This is a genomic window from Lachnoanaerobaculum saburreum DSM 3986, from assembly GCF_000185385.1.
In the GTDB taxonomy this organism is placed as follows: domain Bacteria; phylum Bacillota; class Clostridia; order Lachnospirales; family Lachnospiraceae; genus Lachnoanaerobaculum; species Lachnoanaerobaculum saburreum.
In genome coordinates, this window is record NZ_GL622296.1 from 2,938,909 (window position 1) to 2,960,689 (window position 21,781).

Below are 21,781 nucleotides of genomic sequence, written 5' to 3' on the forward strand. Positions count from 1 at the left end.
ATTTGTCCTGAAAGTACCGGCGGTGAGGAAGGGAAATCAGGATTTGATTTTTCCTCAGTAAGCAGTTGCTCCAAGGTAGTAAATGCAAATCGTCTACAGGTACATGTTCTTTCCTTTTGTTTGATGGTTCACAAATAAGATCCTTATAATAAGTACTTCTCGGGAATTTTAAGGCTTTGCACATTTGCTTTACATTGCAGTTTTTAAGATTACTTTGAATACAGGATACATCCTCCTTTACACATTTTTTGCGAATATGGTGTTAGCTTTTTTAGTATTTCATTCTCAATTTTAAACTCTTTTATTTTCTTTTACTTTATGATAATAATTATAAGATGTTCAACTTTTTATGTCTATAGTTATATACTAACACCACTACCTCCTACTTCACTTTATTAATCAAATCCTGAACTATTTTTCCATCTTCAATCTTTGTTATCGCAAAACTCTTCTTGCCGGCATCTTTTATAGATGCACCAATCAAATAGACTTCTTGGTCATCTATAACCAAAAAACGATCATGAAAATCCGTGGTAGTTTTCACACTTAATTTTGGGTATTGAGCATTAAACTTATTGATATCTTTTGTTGACAATCTCCCTTTTCCTGCTGTCGCAATCAGTACATACACACCCGTTTTTTTCTTACAGAGTAAGTTAAGGGTATTTACATCCACATAATTATCAATCAAAATCAGCTTTTTCTGTGCTTTTCCAATTAGGTCTGCAATAAAACTGAAGGCATCATAGATTTGACCATCAAAAAAAATCTTTTGTTTTACCTCTGTATTGCTCTCAATATAATTGAATACTTCTTCGAGTTTCTTGTCTGTTTCCAGCTGTTTTAGCTCTACTCTATCAAGGCGAGCAAACATTTCTCTATTGGAAAGAACGAATTTCCTCATCTCAACGAAAGCTCTCATTATATTTACGCTTACTTTCGTTGCGACATCACTTTTAAGAACTGCGGAAAGCATCGCAATTCCTTGTTCAGTAAACATATATGGCATATATCTTCTACCGCCTGAACCTTCTTCATTTTTTGAGGTGACATTTTGGCACCTCAAAAAATCATATTCTTCTTTCGTCAATTGAAAACAAAAATCCTCCGGAAATCTGTCAGAATTTCTGCTTCGCTGTCTATTTAAATGCTTCGTTTCAACTTGGTACAAAGCCGCCAAGTCACTATCAAGCATCACCTGTTTCCCACGAATGGTATAGATCAGATTTGTAATGCTTGTTTCATCTATAGGTATTAAAGTATTCTCATCTTTCATGCTCTAATCCTCCACAAATTCCAATATTTCACTTGGAGTCAGATTTATTGCTTTACATATTTTTTCTAGGTTTTTCATAGATATATATTCGTTTTTACCCATATTTGCTAAAGTATTTGAAGTACTTCCTATAAGAAACACTCATATACCACCTCCAAAATTATTTTAACTATACCACATAAAATAACGAAAACACAACTTAATATAAAATTATATAACGGTGAGGAATAAGTATTTTCTATTTCTGTCCCTATCCACTTTTTTAACTTTCCGGCATTTTGTCCACTACTAAGTTGTAAATTATTTGTGTTGTCCACTTTTTATGGACGTATTATTCCAATCTTGAAATTTTGTGGATAACTTCTTGTTGTTTTTTCTATTACATCTTCCCTTCAATCACCTTCCTATTCTCTCAAGCCTAAATTCATTGGTCCTACTGACTTTGACTATTTTTATTTACCTCAAAACAAAAGCCGAAAGTGATGTATATCGTAGTATCCAATGTCATTTAGTTATCCTATAAGCATAAGGGAAGCTCTTTAAATCAGTACATAAGCAGATATAAAATATAAGTAGCTGAACTGTAACGATTATTTTTGTTGACAGTCGGTTGATTTTATATTACAATCGTGAAATCAAGTAAACCGTTGATATGGAGATAAAGTCATTCATGACTTCACAGAGAGTCCGGGGGGCTGAGAGCCGGATAAGAAACAGTCTGACAAATGGACCATGGAGGGCGTAGTCAAATGCATAGGCAGAGTATTCTACGACGTTCGCATACGTCAGTTGCAAGGGATATGTAGGTATCTTAAAGTGCACAGGTCATACTGTGAATCAAGGTGGCACCGCGATTTTTTTGTTGAAATTTCGTCCTTGTTAAATAAACCGTTCAGGTTTTATTTAACAAGGACTTTTTTGCGTGATACTAGAGTCTCAAAGGATTACCCACTCTTCAACTTGTTGTAAGAGGGGGTAAGTCCTTGAGACTCGTACAGACATGAGTACGCAGCCATTTTCCGTAAGGAAAATGCGCGGAGTACGAATGCCTGCAAGGATTGCGGGAGCACGCAGTGCGAAGCAATCCGTAGTATCACGCAAGCGTGTAAAGTACTTCTTAGTATCACGCAACACCAAAAATCGTAATGCAAAATGTGCGAAGTACGAATGCCTGCAAGGATTGCGGGAACACGCAGTGCGAAGCAATCCGTAGTATCACGCAACACCAAAAATCGTAATGCAAAATGCGAAGTATGAATGCCTGCAAGGATTGCGGGAACACACATATTATCAGGAGGACATATGGTATTTATTTTAAAAGCAGGAGTCAGTGAAGAAGTAATACAAAATTTCAGACAGGAATTTGAAAATATAGGATTTGATACAATATATGCTCCGGGAACAGAGCATACGGCAGTCTGCCTTATAGGCAATACGGCACAGATAGATATGGACACAATAGTAGCTACCCATCCGATAGTGGACTACGGTAAAAGAGTCACAGAGACCTATAAAGCCGCCGGAAGAACAGTCCACCCGGATGATACAATCATAAAAGTCGGTGATGTAAATATCGGTAGCGGCACATTTACAGTTATTGCGGGTCCTTGCAGTGTAGAGACAAGAGAACAAATCACAATGGTGGCAAACAGTGTGAAAAAAAGCGGTGCCGTAATCCTTCGCGGAGGTGCATTTAAACCAAGAACCTCACCCTATGCTTTCCAAGGTCTTGGAAAAGAAGGACTTGACTACCTTGAGTCTGCCAAAGAGGCGGTGCATATCCCGATTATCTCGGAAGTAATGAATCAGACACAAATACCGCTGTTTGAAAATGTGGACATCATACAAATCGGAGCCAGAAATATGCAAAACTTTGATCTGTTAAAAGAAGTCGGCAAGCTGAAAAAGCCTATACTTCTAAAAAGAGGGCTTTGCAATACTGTAGAAGAATTCCTAATGAGTGCCGAATATATCATGGCATCGGGAAATGAGAATGTAATTCTCTGTGAAAGAGGTATCAGAACATTTGAAACCGCTACAAGAAATACCCTTGACCTTGGAGCCGTGGCACTGTTGAAAGAAAAAACTCATCTTCCGATAATTGTGGATCCGAGCCATGCGGTGGGTATAAGATCACTTGTACCACCTCTTGCAAAGGCGGCACTTGCAGTGGGTGCGGACGGCATTATGATAGAGGTACACAACAATCCGGCAAAAGCCCTTTGTGACGGAGCACAGTCACTTGATCTTGACCAATTTGACAATCTGATGGGAGAGATCAAAAAAAGAGTCGCATTAGAAGGAAAGACATTATAAGGAGAATATATGTTAGCCAAACTTGAAAAACTGAAAGAAAATAAAGAATATACACTGGCACCTGTGAGCATAGAAATATTATCAGACTTTATCACACCTATTGAAGCTATGAGAATTCTAAAATCGGCTTCCACTCATGCCTATCTGCTGGAATCCGCCAAGGCACATGAAAACTGGGGCAGATATACCTTCTTAGGATTTGAGCCTGAACTTTCAATCAGCTGTATTGACGGCAAGGTGAATGTTGACGGAAAAGAATTTGAATGTAATGATCCGTCAAACTATCTCAGAGAATTGCTGAAAAAATATAAAAGTCCAAGAATACCCTCTCTCCCGCCATTTACAGGAGGACTTGTGGGATACTTTTCCTTTGACTTTATAAACTACAAAGAGCCAAGTACAAAAACGGATATTGACGACGGCGAAGGCTTTAAGGATATAGATTTGATGCTGTTTAAGGATGTTATCGCATTTGACAATGTTAAGCAAAAGATAATCCTTATAACAAATATTGAACTTAATAAAGACATTAGTGTCGAATACGAAAAAGCAATAAAAAGACTTAACTCAATCAAAGAACTTTTATATACAGGCAAAAAATCCTTTGAAGGAGGAAAACTGCTAAGTGAAGTAACACCGCTTTTTTCCAAAGACGAGTTCTCCAAAATGATCGACAAAGCAAAGCATCATATTAAAGAGGGCGATATTTTCCAAATCGTGCTTTCAAACAGATTACAGGCAAACTTTGAAGGAAGTCTGTTTGACACTTACAGAGTACTTAGAACCGTCAATCCGTCTCCATATATGTTCTACTTTTCAGGAACGGATGTAGAGGTGGCAGGTGCTTCTCCTGAAACCTTGGTAAAACTTGAAGACGGCATACTGCATACCTTTCCGCTTGCAGGCACAAGACAAAGAGGCAAGACTGAAAAAGAGGATAAAGAACTTGAAGAAGAACTTATTGCTGATGAAAAGGAACTTGCAGAACACAACATGCTTGTAGATCTTGGCAGAAATGACCTTGGAAAGATAAGTAAGTTCGGTAGCGTGGTTGTTGAAAAATTTCATTCTATTGAGAGATACTCACATGTGATGCATATAGGTTCCACCGTTCGAGGCGAGATAAGACCTGAATATGATGCACTTAATGCACTTGAGGCTGTACTCCCGGCAGGTACTCTCTCAGGTGCTCCGAAGATTCGTGCCTGTCAGCTTATAGAAGAACTTGAAAACAACAAAAGAGGTATCTACGGCGGTGCAATAGGCTATATTGACTTCACAGGAAATATGGATACCTGTATTGCTATCAGACTTGCATATAAGAAAAACGGTAAGGTTTTTATAAGAAGCGGTGCCGGTATCGTGGCGGACTCAGACCCTCACAAAGAATATATGGAAAGCATCAATAAAGCGGGTGCCGTAGTGGACGCCTTAAAAAAAGCACAGGAGATAAACAAATGATTCTATTAATTGATAATTATGACAGTTTTTCCTATAATCTCTTTCAGATGGTAGGAGAAATAAATCCTGATATAAAGGTTATAAGAAATGATGAAATGAGTGTAGATGATATAAAAGCTCACGCACCTGAAAAGATAATTATTTCTCCGGGTCCGGGCAGACCTGAAGATGCCGGAGTCATTATAGATGTGGTAAAAGAACTTGGAAAAAATATCCCTATACTTGGGGTATGTCTTGGCCATCAGGCCATATGCATGGCTTTCGGTGCAACTGTCACCTATGCCAAAAAACTGATGCATGGCAAAGACTCCACCACTCACTTTGATACAAACTGCCCTATATTTAAAGACATACCTGATACAAGCAAGGTTGCAAGATATCACTCTCTTGCCGCTCTTGAAAATACACTCCCTGATACTCTTAAGGTAGTAGCAAAAACTGATGACGGTGAGTTAATGGCTGTAGAACATATCTCCTTTCCGATATACGGTGTGCAGTTCCATCCGGAATCCATCATGACAATCTATGGAAAAGAGATGCTGAAAAACTTTATAGGAGAAAGATTATGATTAAAGAAGCTATTATAAAGATTGTAAATAAAGAAGATTTAAGTTTTGATGAGGCTTACACTGTAATGAATGAAATCATGAACGGTGAGACTACCCCTACTCAAAATGCGGCATTTCTTGCAGCCCTGTCCACAAAAAGTGCCAAAGCCGAGACAACAGGTGAGATAGCCGGATGTGCTAAGGCTATGAGAGAACATGCAATACCTGTTGACACCGACTTTGACCTGTTTGAAATAGTGGGAACCGGCGGTGACAATGCAGGAAGCTTCAATATTTCCACAACTTCAGCAATAGTTGCCGCTGCCGGCGGTATGAAAGTCAGCAAGCATGGCAACAGGGCGGCATCTTCAAAATGCGGTACTGCGGACTGCCTTGAAGCTTTAGGAGTAAATATTGACGAAGACCCTGATAAGTGCAGACAACTGCTTGAAAAAGTAGGCATTTGCTTTTTCTTTGCACAAAAATATCACACCTCAATGAAGTATGTGGGTGCCGTCAGAAAGGAACTCGGATTTAGAACAGTTTTTAATATACTTGGTCCGCTGACAAATCCCGCACATCCGAAACGCCAGCTTCTGGGAGTATATGATGAATATCTGATAGAGCCGCTTGCAAAGGTCCTTGTAGAGCTTGGTGTAAAAAGAGGTATGGTGGTCTACGGCATGGACAAACTTGATGAGATTTCACTCTCCGCACCTACAAAAGTATGTGAAATAAAAGACGGCACATTATATACCTATGAGATAAAACCTGAAGATTTCGGACTTTCCCGCTGCAAAAAAGAGGATTTGGCAGGCGGTGACCCGAAAGAAAATGCCGCCATCACTCTCGCCATTTTAAACGGTGAAAAAGTAGCCAAAAGGGATGCCGTACTTTTAAATGCGGGAGCGGCACTCTACATCGGTGAAAAGGCAAAAAGTATACAGGAAGGGATAAATCTTGCCGCAAGGCTTATTGACAGCAAAAAAGCATTAAAAGTATTGGAAGACTTTATCAAGGTGAGCCATGAGTAGTACAATTTTAGATACAATAGCAAATTATACAAGAGAGAGAATAGAGGAAAAAAAGAAAAAAATCCCTTTGCAGATGATAAAACTTGAAGCAAGCAAAGTAACCTCTGACAGATTCTCCTTTGAAAATGCTCTAAGAAAACCTGAACTCTCCTTTATATGTGAGTGCAAAAAGGCATCCCCTTCAAAGGGCATTATTGCAGAGAATTTTCCATATCTAAAGATTGCCAAAGAATATGAAAAGGCCGGTGCAGACTGTATATCCGTGCTGACAGAACCGAAGTGGTTTTTAGGAAGTGACGAGTATCTGACGGAAATAGCCAAGACAGCTGCCGTTCCGCTTCTTAGAAAGGATTTTACCGTTGATGAATATATGATATATGAAGCCAAGATAATGGGAGCTTCTTGTGTACTGCTCATATGTTCAATACTGTCATTGCCTGAATTAAAATATTATAAAGATATCTGTGACGAGCTTGGACTTTCCGCCTTGGTAGAATGTCATAACGAAGCTGAAATAGAGACGGCACAAAAAATAAATGCACGTATTATCGGTGTAAACAACAGAAATCTGAAAGATTTTTCTGTAGATACAAATAACAGCAAAAGATTGCGTGATCTGGTTCCAAAAGATATATTGTTTGTCTCGGAAAGCGGTGTAAGTTCTCCTAAGGATATCAAAAACATCAAAGATATGGGAGCGGATGCCGCTCTTGTAGGTGAAATACTTATGCGTTCAACAGATAAAAAAGCCACATTGGATTGGCTAAAGGGTAAAAATGACAAAAATTAAGTTATGCGGCATAACAAGAGAGGAAGATATAGATGTAGTCAATGAAATATTGCCTGACTATATCGGTTTTGTCTTTGCCAAAAAAAGTAAGAGATTTATCTCCTGTGATATGGCAAAAAAGCTGAAATCCAAGCTGAATCCCACAGTAAAAGCGGTAGGTGTATTTGTAAATGAAAATATTGAGAACATCATATATTTGGTTGGAAATAATATTATTGACCTTGTTCAGTTACATGGAAATGAAGATAATGAATACATCAATAAGTTGAAAAATCATATAAATATACCTGTTATAAAAGCCTGTCAGATACAATCAAAAGCTGATATGGCAATTACAACTGATGCCGATTTTATCTTATTGGATGCAGGTGCCGGTGACGGTAAAACCTTAGATGAATCAATATTAAAGGATTTTGACAGGGATTATTTTCTGGCAGGCGGGCTTTCCCCTGATAATATAGTTAAAAAAATAATTGCCCTGCATCCATTCGGTGTGGATGTAAGCTCCGGAATAGAAACAGAAGGCAAAAAAGACATGGCTAAGATGCGTAGATTTGTAAAATTAGTAAGAGAGGTTGAAAATGAAAGAAACTAAAGGAAGATTTGGAATTCATGGCGGTCAGTATATACCTGAGACCTTGATGAATGCGGTAATAGAACTTGAAAGGGCGTACAATCATTATAAAAACGATCCTGAATTTAATAAGGAACTGAATTATCTTTTGAATGACTATGCAGGCAGACCTTCAAAGCTTTACTTTGCAAAAAAGATGACTGAGGATCTTGGCGGTGCAAAGATTTATCTGAAACGTGAAGACCTTACACATACAGGCGCACATAAGATAAACAATGTACTCGGTCAGGCACTGCTTGCAAAAAAAATGGGCAAAACCAGACTTATCGCTGAAACAGGTGCAGGTCAGCATGGTGTGGCAACCGCTACCGCCGCCGCTCTTATGGGTATGGAATGTGTAGTGTTTATGGGTGAAGAGGACACTGTCCGTCAGGCACTGAATGTCTACAAGATGAGACTTCTGGGCGCGACAGTTATTCCTGTAACAAGCGGCACAAAAACTCTAAAAGATGCGGTTTCAGAGGCTATGAGAGAATGGACAAGCAGAATTGACGATACACATTACTGTCTCGGCTCCGTAATGGGTCCTCATCCGTTCCCTACAATAGTAAGAGATTTTCAGGCGGTCATATCAAAGGAAATAAAAGAGCAAATCTTAGAAAAGGAGGGTAGACTCCCCGATGCAATACTGGCATGTGTAGGCGGCGGCTCAAATGCAATCGGAAGTTTCTATAACTTTATAGATGATAAGGATGTGGCACTTATAGGATGTGAAGCAGCCGGAAAGGGTATTCACACCTTTGAAACCGCCGCTACTATCAACACGGGCAGTCTTGGAATCTTCCATGGTATGAAGTCATACTTCTGTCAGGATAAGTATGGCCAGATCGCACCTGTTTATTCTATTTCCGCCGGACTTGACTATCCGGGAGTCGGACCTGAGCATGCCTACCTCAATGATATAAAAAGAGCAAGCTATGTACCTGTTACGGATGATGAAGCGGTAGAGGCATTTGAGTATCTCTCAAGGATGGAGGGCATTATCCCGGCTGTTGAATCCGCTCATGCTATAGCTTATGCAAAGAAAATAGCACCTGCTATGGGCAGGGACAAAATAATTGTAATCACCGTCTCAGGAAGAGGTGACAAAGACTGTGCAGCCATTGCAAGATATAAAGGAGAAGACCTGTATGAATAAGATACATGAAGCATTCAAAAACCGAAAAGCATTTATTCCGTTTATCACCTGCGGCGATCCGGATGTAGACACAACAAAGGCGGCTATCTTGGAGATGGTAAAAAACGGTGCCGACCTTATTGAGATAGGCATACCGTTTTCAGACCCTACAGCAGAAGGAGTTGTGATACAGGGTGCCAATATAAGAGCACTTAAAGGCGGCATTACCACTGATAAGGTCTTTGATATGGTAGCGGATGTCAGAAAAGAAATAAGTATTCCACTTGTATTTATGACCTATGCAAATGTTATATTCTCATACGGTGCCGAAAAGTTTTTCGATAAATGCAATGAAGTGGGTATTGACGGCATCATACTTCCTGATATTCCGTTTGAGGAAAAGGGTGAGTTCCTTGATGTGGCTGACAGCCATAAAGTTGACCTTATCTCACTGATTGCCCCTACCTCAGATGATCGAATTGCAATGATTGCAAAGGAAGCTAAAGGCTTTTTGTACATTGTATCAAGCCTTGGTGTAACAGGTACCAGAAGTGAGATTACTACCGACCTTGACTCCATAGTAAAGGTCGTAAAGGAAAATACATCCGTCCCATGTGCTATAGGTTTCGGTATATCTACACCACAGCAGGCAAATGAGATGAGCCAAATTGCGGATGGAGTTATTGTAGGTTCAGCTATTATAAATCTACTCAAAAAATATAAAAACGAAGCTCCAAAATATATCGGGAAGTATGTAAAAGAGATGAAGGAAGCGATGGACTGATTTCTTACAAACAATATACACAAAAAACTTTGTACCGCTCCTATAAAATACCTCACTGCGATATATTTAAATTATTACAGGAAATACACTTATACTGCAAATTCCAATCTGCTATAATACGAAGTAGATAAATTATTTGAAAGTTTTTATATGTGCCGGCTTTCAATATAAAACTACCGTTACATGGCTTTAGATATGAGAGGTATAAATATGAGCGAAAAGAATTTAGAGATTATGGGTTGGATAGGAACTGCACTTTCTGTGATAATGTATATATCCTATGTTCCTCAAATAGTCGGAAACCTGCATGGGCATAAGACATTCTTCTTGCAGCCTTTGGCAGCTACAATTAACTGCTCCATTTGGACTGTATACGGTTTACTGCTTGAAAAGAGAGATTATCCGCTTTCAGCGGCAAACTTACCCGGAGTAATCTTCGGCTTGATTGCAACAATAACAGCATTATAATAAACATTACAAAGTGCCGATTCCGATTAAACTCAGTTTTGGCACTTTTTATTTTTAACACTCTTTTAATCTCTTATTCATTGCCTTATTCCTAGCATTGTGCTATGATATGAAATCATGTTTTTACATGTTATCTTTGTATACAATTATATTTGATGCAAAGATGAAAAGTCAAAATACTGATTGTCAGTGTTTTGTACTTAAGAAACACAAATTTGATTTTAAGCTTATTTAAGAGGTTATTATATGCAAAACACGGAAAAAACCTATGTGTTGGGTATAGATATAGGTTCTACTACAGTCAAAATTGCTATACTTGACAGCAATCATGAAGTAGTATTTTCAGATTATCGCAGACATTATGCAAATATACAGGGTACACTGGCGGCACAGTTATCCGAAGCATTTGAAAAAACAGGAGAAGTAAATATTATTCCTATGATCACCGGCTCAGGCGGTCTTACCCTTTCAAAACATCTAAAGTCAACTTTTGTACAGGAGGTTGTCGCTGTAGCCACTGCACTGAAAGCGGTTGCACCGCAAACTGATGTAGCTATAGAGCTTGGCGGTGAGGATGCAAAGATTATCTACTTTACAGGCGGTATTGACCAGAGAATGAACGGTATATGTGCAGGAGGTACAGGAAGCTTTATCGATCAGATGGCTTCACTTTTGCAAACAGATGCCATCGGACTGAATGAGTATGCCAAAAATTACAAATCTATCTACCCGATAGCTGCCAGATGTGGAGTTTTTGCAAAGACTGATGTACAGCCGCTTATCAACGAAGGTGCTACCAGAGAGGATCTTTCAGCTTCTATATTCCAAGCTGTGGTAAACCAGACTATCTCAGGTCTTGCCTGCGGTAAACCTATAAGAGGTCATGTGGCATTCCTTGGCGGACCGCTTCATTTCCTTTCAGAACTTAAGCAGGCATTTATCAGAACACTCAATCTGACAGGTGAATACATAGTGGATCCGCCCAACTCACACCTGTTTGCCGCTATCGGTGCTGCATTAAACTGTGAAAGTAAAGATGCTATAATCGGTATTTCAGACCTTATCAAAAAGTTGAAAGAGGGTATCAAGATGGAACATGAGGTTGCCAGACTTGAACCGCTGTTTAAGGACGAAGAAGATTATAAAGAATTCTCCAAAAGACATTTTGGACACAGTGTAAAGACAGGAAAGCTTGAAGAGTACAGCGGAAACATCTTCTTAGGTATTGATGCAGGTTCAACCACTACAAAGATTGCACTTGTGGGCGAAGACGGCCGCCTGCTTTGGAACTTCTATTCCAACAATCATGGTTCACCGCTGGCTACCGCCATAAGAGCTGTAAAAGAGGTAAAGGATAAGATTCGTCCTGATGCAAGGATAGTCTACTCATGTTCTACCGGCTATGGTGAGGCACTGCTTAAGGCCGCCTTTATGCTGGATGAGGGTGAAGTGGAGACTATTGCACATTACTATGCAGCGGCATTCTTTGAGCCTTCTGTTGACTGTATACTTGATATAGGCGGTCAAGATATGAAATGTATCCGTATCAAGGACGGCACTGTGGACTCTGTACAGTTAAATGAGGCTTGCTCCGCAGGTTGCGGTTCATTTATAGAGACCTTTGCAGGTTCATTGAACTTCTCGGTACAAAACTTCGCAAAAGAGGCTCTCTTTGCAAAAAGTCCTGTAGACCTCGGTACAAGATGTACAGTTTTTATGAACTCAAATGTTAAGCAGGCACAAAAGGAAGGGGCTACCGTAGCAGATATTTCAGCAGGGCTTGCATATTCAGTTATTAAAAATGCACTGTTTAAGGTTATAAAGATTTCAAATGCCGCAGACCTCGGAAAACATATAGTGGTACAGGGCGGCACATTCTACAATGATGCGGTACTTCGTGCATTTGAAAAGATTTCAGGCGGATTTGTAACAAGACCTGATATTGCAGGCATTATGGGTGCTTTCGGAGCCGCCCTTATTGCCAGAGAAAGGTATGAGAACAAAAAGACTACTATGCTTCCTCTTGATGAAATCATAGGCTTACAGTATGACACTTCTATGACCAGATGTCGCGGATGTAATAATAACTGTGTAATGACTGTAAACAAATTTGAAGGCGGCAGAAACTTCATATCAGGAAACAGATGTGAAAGAGGACTTGGAAAAGACAGAGTAAAGAAGGATGTACCGAACCTCTATGATTACAAGTACAACCGTATGTTCGGCTATGAGCCGCTCACTCCGGATAAGGCATTCAGAGGTGTCATCGGTATCCCAAGAGTCTTAAATATGTATGAGAACTTCCCTTTCTGGGCAACATTTTTTAGAAACCTCGGCTTTAGAACCGTACTCTCTCCTATGTCCACCAAAAAGATATATGAACTTGGTATCGAATCCATTCCAAGCGAGTCGGAGTGCTATCCTGCCAAGATTACACATGGTCATATCTCATGGCTTATAAAGAACGGCATCCGCACTATCTGGTATCCATGTATACCTTATGAGAGAAATGAACAACCTGATGCAGGCAACCATTTTAACTGCCCTATCGTTACTTCATATGCCGAGAATATAAAGAATAATGTGGAAGAAATCAGGGAAACAAATACCAGATTTTTAAATCCTTTTATGGCATTTACAAATGAAGAAGTGCTTACAAATCAGCTTATAAAGGTAATGAAGCAGGAATTTGATATAAATGAAAGAGAAGTAAAGTTTGCTGCACATGCGGCTTGGACAGAGCTTATACAGGCAAAAAAGGATATTGAAAGAGAGGGTGAAAAAACTATAGAGTGGCTGCATAAGAACAATCGCCATGGTATTGTACTTGCAGGCAGACCATATCATGTGGATCCTGAAATCCATCACGGTATTCCTGATATGATTACTTCATTCGGTATTGCAGTACTTACAGAGGACTCCGTATCACACCTTGCCAAGGTTGAACGACCTGTTATTGTAAGTGATCAGTGGATGTATCATTCAAGGTTGTATGCCGCTGCAAGCCTTGTAAAAAAAGATGACTTCCTTGACCTTGTACAGCTGAACTCATTCGGTTGCGGACTTGATGCCGTAACTACAGATCAGGTAAGCGATATACTTACAGGCTCGGGAAAAATTTATACCGTACTTAAGATTGATGAGGTAAACAATCTCGGTGCCGCAAGAATCCGTATCCGTTCACTTATCGCCGCACTCCGTGTAAGAGATAAGAAAAACTTTGAAAGAAAAGTACAATCTTCAGCTTACCACAGAAAGGTATTTACAAAGGAGATGAAGGATGAATACACTATTCTTTGTCCACAGATGTCTCCTATACATTTTGATCTTTTAGAGCCGGCGCTTAATGCTTTCGGCTACCATGTAGAGGTACTGCAAAACGACTCACGCTCTGCCATTGACTGTGGTCTGAAGTATGTAAATAATGATGCCTGCTATCCGTCTTTGATAGTAGTAGGTCAGATAATGGAAGCATTGCTTTCAGGCAAATATGACCCTAATAAAACAGCAATATTTATGAGCCAAACCGGTGGCGGATGCAGAGCCAGTAACTATATAGGCTTTATCAGAAGAGCACTTGAAAAGGTGGATATGGCACAGATTCCTGTAATCTCTGTCAATGCAAACGGCATGGAAACTAATGAGGGCTTTAAGATGACTCCCGCTATGATTATCAAGGCCATGCAGGCTGTAGTATATGGCGATTTGTTTATGAGAGTTTTATATGCTACAAGACCTTATGAAAAGGAAAAGGGTGCTGCCAACAGACTTCATAGAAAATGGAGAAATCGTGTGATTGACTCTCTGTCTGTAAGAAAGCCTAATTTCGGTGAATTCAAAAGAAATATAAGAGGTATTGTAAAAGACTTTGACAACCTTCCAAGGCTTAATATAAAGAAGCCGCGAGTAGGTGTTGTAGGAGAAATCCTTGTAAAATTCTCTCCTCTTGCAAACAACCATATTGTGGATTTGCTTGAAAAGGAAGGTGCAGAGGCTGTAATGCCTGACCTTATGGACTTTTTGCTATACAGCTTCTATAACAGTAACTTCAAGGCTGAACATCTCGGTATGCCTAAAAAAGCCGCCTTTATGGCAAATGCCGGTATAAAGGTACTTGAGGCTCTAAGAGGCGATGCCAGAAAAGCACTTGAAAAGAGCAAGCATTTCATTGCACCGTCAAGAATTGACCACCTTGCAAATATGGCTAAGGACTATGTATCTATAGGCAATCAGACCGGTGAAGGCTGGTTTTTAACAGGCGAAATGCTTGAACTCATAGAGACCGGCACTCCTAATATTGTCTGCACACAACCTTTCGGCTGTCTTCCAAACCATGTGGTGGGTAAAGGTGTTATAAAGGAACTTCGCCGCTCACATCCTGAAGCCAATATCATAGCGGTAGACTATGACCCCGGTGCTTCGGAAGTAAACCAGCTGAATCGAATCAAGCTGATGCTTTCAACTGCACAGAAGAATTTGAAAGAAGAAAATAAGAATAAGAAAGTTATATCATAATAAAAAAGAAGCTTCCGGATTATATCTGTGGAGCTTCTTTTTAAATGCAGTATTATATCAGTTTGTAATTTTGAACAGTATATGGTATCATTGAACTATAATTAAGAAACCTAAATTTGAGTTTTATACTAGGCCAACCGGAAAAAATGAATTTATTGAATTTCTACAAAGTTTACCTATTAAAGACAAGCAAAAGCTTTTAGCAATCATCAATATGGTACAGGAACATGGTTTATTAGTTGCACAGCGTATGGAATGGGTCAAAAAGGTAGATGATGATATTTTTGAAATACGTTCAAAGGTATCTTCAAATATTCAACGGGCTCTATACTTTCATGTTACTGATGAACGATATATAATTACACATGGTTTCACCAAAAAGACACAAAAAACACCTATTAATGAAATAAAACATGCTAAGGTTTTAAAAAAAGAATTCGAGGAGAATAATAATGGCTAATGTTAAATTTGATGATTATTTAAATGATGAACTAAAAAACAATGACTTTAAAAACGGATACCTGAATGAAAAGGCCATTTTAGAAAGTGCCCTCACTGTTGCACATGCCAGACAAAGTGCAGGGCTGTCTCAAAGACAACTTGCTAAAATATCTCATGTTCCACAATCTACAATTGCAAGAATTGAATGTGGACGTAATACCAGTATAGAAACAATAAATAAGCTTGCACTTGCACTTGGTAAAAAACTTACTATCAGCATCCGCTAATATAATAGGTGGAGTCACAATATGTAACTCCACCTATTGTATATTCATATATTATAAATTTTTTTACCGGCTCTGAAGCTCCTTATTTGCCTTTTCCACTTTCAGATTTATAAGTATAAAAGTTATCAACACATTGAAGATCATTGGGAGCCATAAGTACATAATATAAAGCATATTTACACATGACTGCGGCTGGATTACGGCATTCTGAATATATCCGCTTGCCGCAAGCATCCAACCTGCTATAGCAGTACCCAGTCCTCCACCTACCTTCGTTCCGAAGGACGTACAGGAATACATTGTACCGTCCACCTTTTTACCTGTCGTAAGTCTTGTATACTCTGATGTTGTTGCAATAAGCGCATTCATATCACCTTGAAGAGGACTCATCCCAAATGCCGCAATAGCTGTAAAGAAAAGCATAAGCGGAATACTTCCCATATATCCTGCAACAACCACTCCCAGACGACCTGCTGTGCCTATCACATATCCTACTATATTCAACTTATACATACCGTTTAATCTTGCGACAAGAACCGGTGTTATAAGTAGCCCTACAATCATAGGAATATTAACAGCCCATGAGAATGTTCCAAATAATCCGTCATTTCCAAGTACATACTTCATAAAGTAAATGCCCATTCCAAGTGTAGCCGAATAAAGCTGCATCAAAAGGTAAGCACCACAAATCATTAGAAAATATTTATTGTGAACCAGTATTTTAAACGCCTCAATCAGATTGTATTTTTCCTGTGCCTCATCATCCTTTTTCCCTTCGGAGAGTTCCTCATCCGAAAGTTCTCTGACTGATAATACCGAAACGGTATTTGATATAACTCCTATTATTGCATATATAATAGCAACTGTTCTCCACGCTGCCGCACCGCCACCAAGTTTTGCCACAAATCCGACTGTCACAGCCTGAATAAGCATACTTGTTCCAAATGCAAACATAAATCTTATAGATCCCATCTGCACTCTCTCCGAATTATTCTTTGTAATAAGTGCGGTAAGTGATGAGTATGCAATATTATTAGCTGTATAAAATCCTGCATTTAATAATGTATATGCTATAAAAAACCACGCATACTGAGCGGTACTTCCCATATCCACAGGTATACAAAATATCGCTGCCAAACATATGGCACATCCGAAATATCCATATAACATCCAAGGTCTTGCCTTACCCATTTTAGTCTTGGTCTTATCAATCATGGCACCGAAGAACACATCGCTGATACCGTCAAAGATCTTTGAAATCGCAATCAACGTTCCTACTATACCGGCATTAAGTCCTATAATATCCGTTAAATATATCATTACAAATGCGGCTAAGAGTGCATAGACCACATTTCCTGCTATATCACCGGAACCGTAACCTACCTTGTTATACCACTTTAAATATTTCTTTTCTTCCATAAGACTCTCCTTTCCATATATTTTACTTAACAAAAGGTATTATACTTATATCAAAATCAAACTTGATATCATCAAATCTATACTTATCTGTCACTACAGGTCCACAGCTGTTTGAACCGATACCGTTTAGAGCATAATCAAGACAGAGTACTGTGCTGTCTGACTCTTTAAGTTCAAAATTATGTGCCGCCTTTTCAAGCTCCTCCTGTGTATAAACCGAGGCATTAAATGAGAAAGTTTTTTTGGCTGCCGCCACCATACCGAACTGTCCGTTTGCAAGCTCCACATAGTCACAGTCATAGTGGCTACCGTTTTCCTGTGGATTTATATAATCTTCATGCATCTCGCTCAACTTTGCTCTATATATACCATGACTTGTTGACTGATGTTTATCTATATAGCTCTCATAAGGTCCCATACCGAAGTATGCAATATTTTCAAGCTCCTTATCAAGGAATAATCTTATTCCAAATCTTGGTAAGTCAGGGAACTCTTCATCCTTTACAACTTTGATAGAAGATGTTATTCCTCCCATACAGTCGATTTTCCAAACAATATCCGCATCCAATATCTTTTGAATACTTGCAGCAGACATAGAAGTTTTTACAGATATCTCAACACACTTTTCCGACTGTATAATATCTGTTTCATAAGCTCTTACATATGCTTCATTATACTTTGCCTTCTTCCATTCAATCTTTGCATACATATCATTATCTGTAGGTGCTCTCCATATATTAAGCTCCATAGGTCTGTTGATATATTCCCTTCCTGCAAATACTAATGATTCAAACATTCCGTTTTTCTTACTATAGGTATATGTAAAAGTCTTGCCCTTAATAATTACCGATGTATCATCTTCTGCTACTTCCATATCAGATACAGTAACTTCTCTGTCAAGCCATTTCACTGCATTTTGATTTCTTCCATCTTCATTTTTAATCTTCAACTCATCAAATCCAAGTTCATATCCCTTTGTAATCAAAAGCATTTCCTTTTTAAGTATATAGATAAGTTTAAGGAATACCTTTCCCTTATTTGGAATCTTTATCTTAAGCTCAAGCTCTTTTTCACTATGTGCCTCTATAGAAGGAAGATCTAAGACTCCGGTTTCAACACTTATTCCGTCACAGCTCACTTCATAATTAACATCTATAAAGTCCCCCAGATCATCAAAATCCATATAGTTGTGAAGCACCAGTTTTACACTTTCTTCATCATATGAAACTACCCTTGCAGGTCTGTAAACATTCTTATATTCAAGCAGTCCTGTATGTGGTGTTCTGTCCGGATATACAAGCCCGTCCATACAGAAATTTAAATCATGTACTTTTTCTCCATGGTCACCGCCATAGTAGTACATAGTTTTACCGTTTTTTGCTGTACCCTTATATATTGCATGGTCACACCACTCCCATACAAAACCTCCACACATAAGATCGTTTTCATGAATAAGTTCAAAATAATCCTCAAAATCTCCGGGACCGTTTCCCATACTGTGACAATACTCTACCAGTAAGAACGGTTTGCTTGCATCATTTTTTAGATACTCTCTGATTTCATCAAGTGAAGGATACATTCTGCTGTATATATCCAGATGATCATAATTGTACACTACATCATAATTTCTGTATCTTGCGCTCTCATACTGTGTAATTCTTGAAGGATCATACTCTTTTGTCCACTTAAGTGCCTTTTCAAAATTGCAACCGTAGGCACTCTCATTTCCCATTGACCACATTACGATAGAAGGTCTGTTCTTCTCCCTCTTTACCATAAGCTCCACTCTGTCAAGAATGGAAGCTTCCCAAGCCGGAGCATCCGCTATCTTTTCATTCCATCTTTTGAATCTGTTGTAGTCGGTATCCTCTTTTCTGTAAACCATAACAGGACCATGTGCTTCAATATCCGCCTCATCAATAACCATAAATCCGTACTTGTCACATAGCTGATAAAAATATGGTGCATTCGGATAATGACTGCTTCTGATAGAATTGAAATTGTGCTGCTTCATTAAAGTAAGGTCTTTTATGATTTGTTCTATACCGATTGTAAATCCTGTTATAGGATCCGAATCATGTCTGTTTACACCTCTAAACTTTATCTTTTGCTTATTAAAATAAAGCACCTTATCAATGATCTCAACGGTTCTGAATCCTACATATTCAACAATAGTCTCCACCTCTGTTTCAAGTACCAAAGTATAAAGATATGGATTTTCAGTATTCCAAAGAACAGGATTTAAAACTTTAAACTCTATACTTCCTGTCCGATTAACTATGCCACAGGCTACCTTTTTCCCACTCCCATCCTCAAGTTCTATTTTTACTTCTATAGGATCTGTAAGTTCTATATCCAGCTTTAACTTTTCTCCCTCTGTATTAACTTTATAATCTCTTATAGAAGCCTGTGGTCTTTTCAAGATATATACATCTCTGAAAATTCCGGTCATACGGAATTTATCCTGATCCTCCAAATAAGATCCGTCACACCATTTCATTACCAAAACAGCAATGGTATTCTTTCCGTTTTTTATTATATCCGTAATATCAAATTCACTTGTCGCATGCGATACCTGACTGTATCCCACATACGAGCCATTTATCCATAGATAAAAGCAACTGTCAACACCTTCAAAATTTAAGAATGCTTTTTTGGCCTTCTCATCCTCTTTATATTCAAAATCATAGATATACGCTCCACATGGAACATCCTGTGGTACATACGGCGGATCAAAAGGAAAAGGATATTTTATATTTGTATACTGATGATGATCATAACCCTCATTTTGCCACACTCCCGGTACCTTAATATCTGAATAATCTGATACATCAAATCCCTGCTTAAAAAATTCTTCCTTTACATCATAGATACTTTCAAAATATTTAAACTTCCATATTCCGTTCAAAAACTGTATTCTGTCAGATGCTTCACGATTCTCCAAAAGATTATCCATTCTCTTTGAAGCCGGAATATAATATGCTCTTGCCGGCATAGTGTTGTCATGTAAAACCTTCAAGTCCTCATAATAACGCGGTACAATCATTTCAACCTCCTTGTATGAACAATATCATACTATAGTATTAACTTTTCAATTTCGTACTTTATTAAGTTAGCTTGATTTTAGTATTTTTGTAGTCTTTTGTCTATAAACTATAATGTATTTAACCTAGATTATTCATGTCAGCGCCATGAAAGTGGCTGAAAACTACATTATTACTATGTTTTTATTACATATTACCTTTCACTTATCAAGTGAATAAAAAAAGAGCGTCCATTTGTGGTAAAATTAAGGTGCTAAAACTCAAAAAACACACAAAGGAGCCCTCTATGAGTATTGTAAACACCTTATCACTTGAAAGCAATAGAAAAATTAAAATTAATTTCGACGGAGGCGATTTATCCTCTGATGCCGGCTTACTTCTTATAAAAGAATTCGTAAGTAAACTTGGCATTGATAAACTTTTCGGTCAATCATTTAAAACCAATGATTCTGCATTATTCCGTTATCATACTGATAGAGAAAACCTTCTTCAAATGATATATATGATCATTGCAGGCTATTTTGAAGATGACACTTCAGATGAACTTACAAATGATCCTGTGTTTAAAGCAGTGCTTAATAAAGATACTTTAATCACAACCGACCATTTCAAGATTTCACAATCGAATGGATGAAGATTCTCTGAATCAGTTCCTTTCAATAAATCAAATTCTTCGAAAGAAAGTTTATAGCATTCAGATGCCTGAAGTTATCATTTTAGATTTGGATTCAACACTTCTTAATGCCTACGGCAAGCAGGAAGGCAGAGCATTTAACTTTCACTATCAAAGTAACGGTTACCATCCGCTTGTTTGCTACGATGGAATTACCAGAGATTTAATTAAAATTCAGCTCCGGGATGGAACTCAGCATTCAAGTACAGGGGTTGTGGACTTTCTTCAGCCTATACTTGATGAATATCTTGAAGATTTTCCGGAAATTAAACTTCTCCTTCGCGGAGATAGTGGCTTTGCAACACTAAGTTTTATAAACAGTGTGAAGAAAACGGTACAGGCTATGTAATTCGTTTGAAAGAAAACACTATCCTTCGTGATAAGGCATCTTATCTTGCAGATGAACTTGATGAAATTACAAAAAACAACAAAGTAGATTATGCTATGGTTTATGGTGAGTTCATATATCAGGCAGGTCCTTGGCCTTATGAAAGACGTGTTGTGTGTAAAGTTGAAAAGCCTGAAAACCAAATGACTTACATGTATACATTCATTGTTACAAACATGGAGTCATCCCCTGAATATCTAATCAAGTTCTATTGTAAAAGAGGTTTAATGGAAAACTTCATAAAGGAAAACAAAACAGGTTTTGACTTTGCTTCTGTTAGCAGTCATACAAGGATTGTAAATGCCAACAGGCTCCAAATACATGCACTTGCTTATAACATATTTAATTGGTTTAGACGACCCGCATTATCTACAAATATGAGAAAACAGCGTATTGATACTATCCGTCTAAAACTGCCAAAGATTGCTGCAAAAGTAATTCGTTCAGCAAGGTATATAACATTCAAGCTGTGTAGCAGTTGTCCATATAAGGATGAGTTCTATGAGACTCTATCCAATATCAACAAGCTATGTATACAGCTTGAATAACAACTAATAATGAACCTTGGAAGCTTGATAACAACTGG

At 38.4% G+C, this 21,781-nt stretch carries 16 protein-coding genes and 1 pseudogene; 13 read left to right on the top strand and 4 right to left on the bottom strand.

Translation table 11 applies throughout. The features are described 5' to 3' along the window. Positions 1–382: 382 nt before the first annotated feature. Both HMPREF0381_RS13595 and HMPREF0381_RS16025 read right to left on the bottom strand, forming a co-directional pair. Entirely contained in the window at positions 383–1,276 is an 894-nt protein-coding gene (locus HMPREF0381_RS13595) for an ORF6N domain-containing protein (protein ID WP_008752590.1), read from the bottom strand. A gap of 3 nt (positions 1,277–1,279) precedes the next feature. Next, positions 1,280–1,417 carry a helix-turn-helix domain-containing protein gene (locus HMPREF0381_RS16025; protein WP_008752591.1) on the bottom strand — a complete coding sequence of 46 codons (138 nt, stop codon included), beginning with the start codon at positions 1,415–1,417 and terminating at the stop codon, positions 1,280–1,282. 1,161 nt (positions 1,418–2,578) lie between these two features. Between HMPREF0381_RS16025 and aroF the strand changes: the two genes are divergently transcribed. The 12 genes from aroF (at position 2,579) to HMPREF0381_RS13660 (ending at position 15,671) form a co-directional block, all read left to right on the top strand. Next, positions 2,579–3,592: a 3-deoxy-7-phosphoheptulonate synthase gene (gene aroF, locus HMPREF0381_RS13605; protein ID WP_040461545.1), complete on the top strand. Its 1,014-nt coding sequence runs from the start codon at positions 2,579–2,581 to the stop codon at positions 3,590–3,592. A 9-nt stretch (positions 3,593–3,601) separates the two neighbouring features. Then, positions 3,602–5,053, top strand: coding sequence for an anthranilate synthase component I (gene trpE, locus HMPREF0381_RS13610; protein ID WP_008752593.1), 1,452 nt, complete (start codon positions 3,602–3,604; stop codon positions 5,051–5,053). Next, complete coding sequence (locus HMPREF0381_RS13615; protein WP_008752594.1) at positions 5,050–5,622, top strand: anthranilate synthase component II; 573 nt, start codon at positions 5,050–5,052, stop codon at positions 5,620–5,622. The genes trpE and HMPREF0381_RS13615 overlap by 4 nt, the downstream gene beginning before the upstream one ends. Next, a complete protein-coding gene (gene trpD / locus HMPREF0381_RS13620) occupies positions 5,619–6,635 on the top strand; it encodes an anthranilate phosphoribosyltransferase (RefSeq protein WP_008752595.1) in 1,017 nt (338 codons plus the stop codon). The genes HMPREF0381_RS13615 and trpD overlap by 4 nt, the downstream gene beginning before the upstream one ends. Further along, positions 6,628–7,425: an indole-3-glycerol phosphate synthase TrpC gene (gene trpC, locus HMPREF0381_RS13625; protein ID WP_008752596.1), complete on the top strand. Its 798-nt coding sequence runs from the start codon at positions 6,628–6,630 to the stop codon at positions 7,423–7,425. The genes trpD and trpC overlap by 8 nt, the downstream gene beginning before the upstream one ends. Then, positions 7,412–8,020 (top strand): phosphoribosylanthranilate isomerase, encoded by a 609-nt coding sequence (locus HMPREF0381_RS13630; RefSeq protein WP_008752597.1) that lies wholly within the window; start codon positions 7,412–7,414, stop codon positions 8,018–8,020. Before trpC ends, HMPREF0381_RS13630 begins: the two co-directional genes overlap by 14 nt. After that, entirely contained in the window at positions 8,007–9,197 is a 1,191-nt protein-coding gene (gene trpB / locus HMPREF0381_RS13635) for a tryptophan synthase subunit beta (RefSeq protein WP_008752598.1), read from the top strand. The genes HMPREF0381_RS13630 and trpB overlap by 14 nt, the downstream gene beginning before the upstream one ends. After that, the gene (trpA, locus tag HMPREF0381_RS13640; protein WP_008752599.1) at positions 9,190–9,960 is read left to right on the top strand and encodes a tryptophan synthase subunit alpha; all 771 of its coding nucleotides are present in this window, start codon (positions 9,190–9,192) and stop codon (positions 9,958–9,960) included. Before trpB ends, trpA begins: the two co-directional genes overlap by 8 nt. A 210-nt stretch (positions 9,961–10,170) precedes the next feature. Continuing rightward, on the top strand, positions 10,171–10,428 hold the full coding sequence (locus tag HMPREF0381_RS13645; RefSeq protein WP_040461548.1) for a SemiSWEET family transporter: 258 nt from the start codon (positions 10,171–10,173) through the stop codon (positions 10,426–10,428). Between the two features lie 246 nt (positions 10,429–10,674). Further along, positions 10,675–14,943: a 2-hydroxyacyl-CoA dehydratase gene (locus HMPREF0381_RS13650; protein ID WP_008752601.1), complete on the top strand. Its 4,269-nt coding sequence runs from the start codon at positions 10,675–10,677 to the stop codon at positions 14,941–14,943. A gap of 154 nt (positions 14,944–15,097) precedes the next feature. Further along, positions 15,098–15,403 carry a type II toxin-antitoxin system RelE/ParE family toxin gene (locus tag HMPREF0381_RS13655; RefSeq protein WP_278244442.1) on the top strand — a complete coding sequence of 102 codons (306 nt, stop codon included), beginning with the start codon at positions 15,098–15,100 and terminating at the stop codon, positions 15,401–15,403. Further along, positions 15,396–15,671, top strand: coding sequence for a helix-turn-helix domain-containing protein (locus HMPREF0381_RS13660; RefSeq protein WP_008752603.1), 276 nt, complete (start codon positions 15,396–15,398; stop codon positions 15,669–15,671). The genes HMPREF0381_RS13655 and HMPREF0381_RS13660 overlap by 8 nt, the downstream gene beginning before the upstream one ends. A 63-nt stretch (positions 15,672–15,734) precedes the next feature. Here HMPREF0381_RS13660 and HMPREF0381_RS13665 read toward each other — a convergent pair whose 3' ends face one another. Both HMPREF0381_RS13665 and HMPREF0381_RS13670 read right to left on the bottom strand, forming a co-directional pair. Beyond that, entirely contained in the window at positions 15,735–17,090 is a 1,356-nt protein-coding gene (locus HMPREF0381_RS13665; protein ID WP_040461555.1) for an MFS transporter, read from the bottom strand. A gap of 22 nt (positions 17,091–17,112) precedes the next feature. Continuing rightward, the gene (locus HMPREF0381_RS13670; protein ID WP_008752605.1) at positions 17,113–20,136 is read right to left on the bottom strand and encodes a glycoside hydrolase family 2 TIM barrel-domain containing protein; all 3,024 of its coding nucleotides are present in this window, start codon (positions 20,134–20,136) and stop codon (positions 17,113–17,115) included. Between the two features lie 284 nt (positions 20,137–20,420). Between HMPREF0381_RS13670 and HMPREF0381_RS14745 the strand changes: the two are divergent. Then, positions 20,421–21,743, top strand: a pseudogene (locus HMPREF0381_RS14745) (IS1380 family transposase). Positions 21,744–21,781 lie beyond the last annotated feature (38 nt).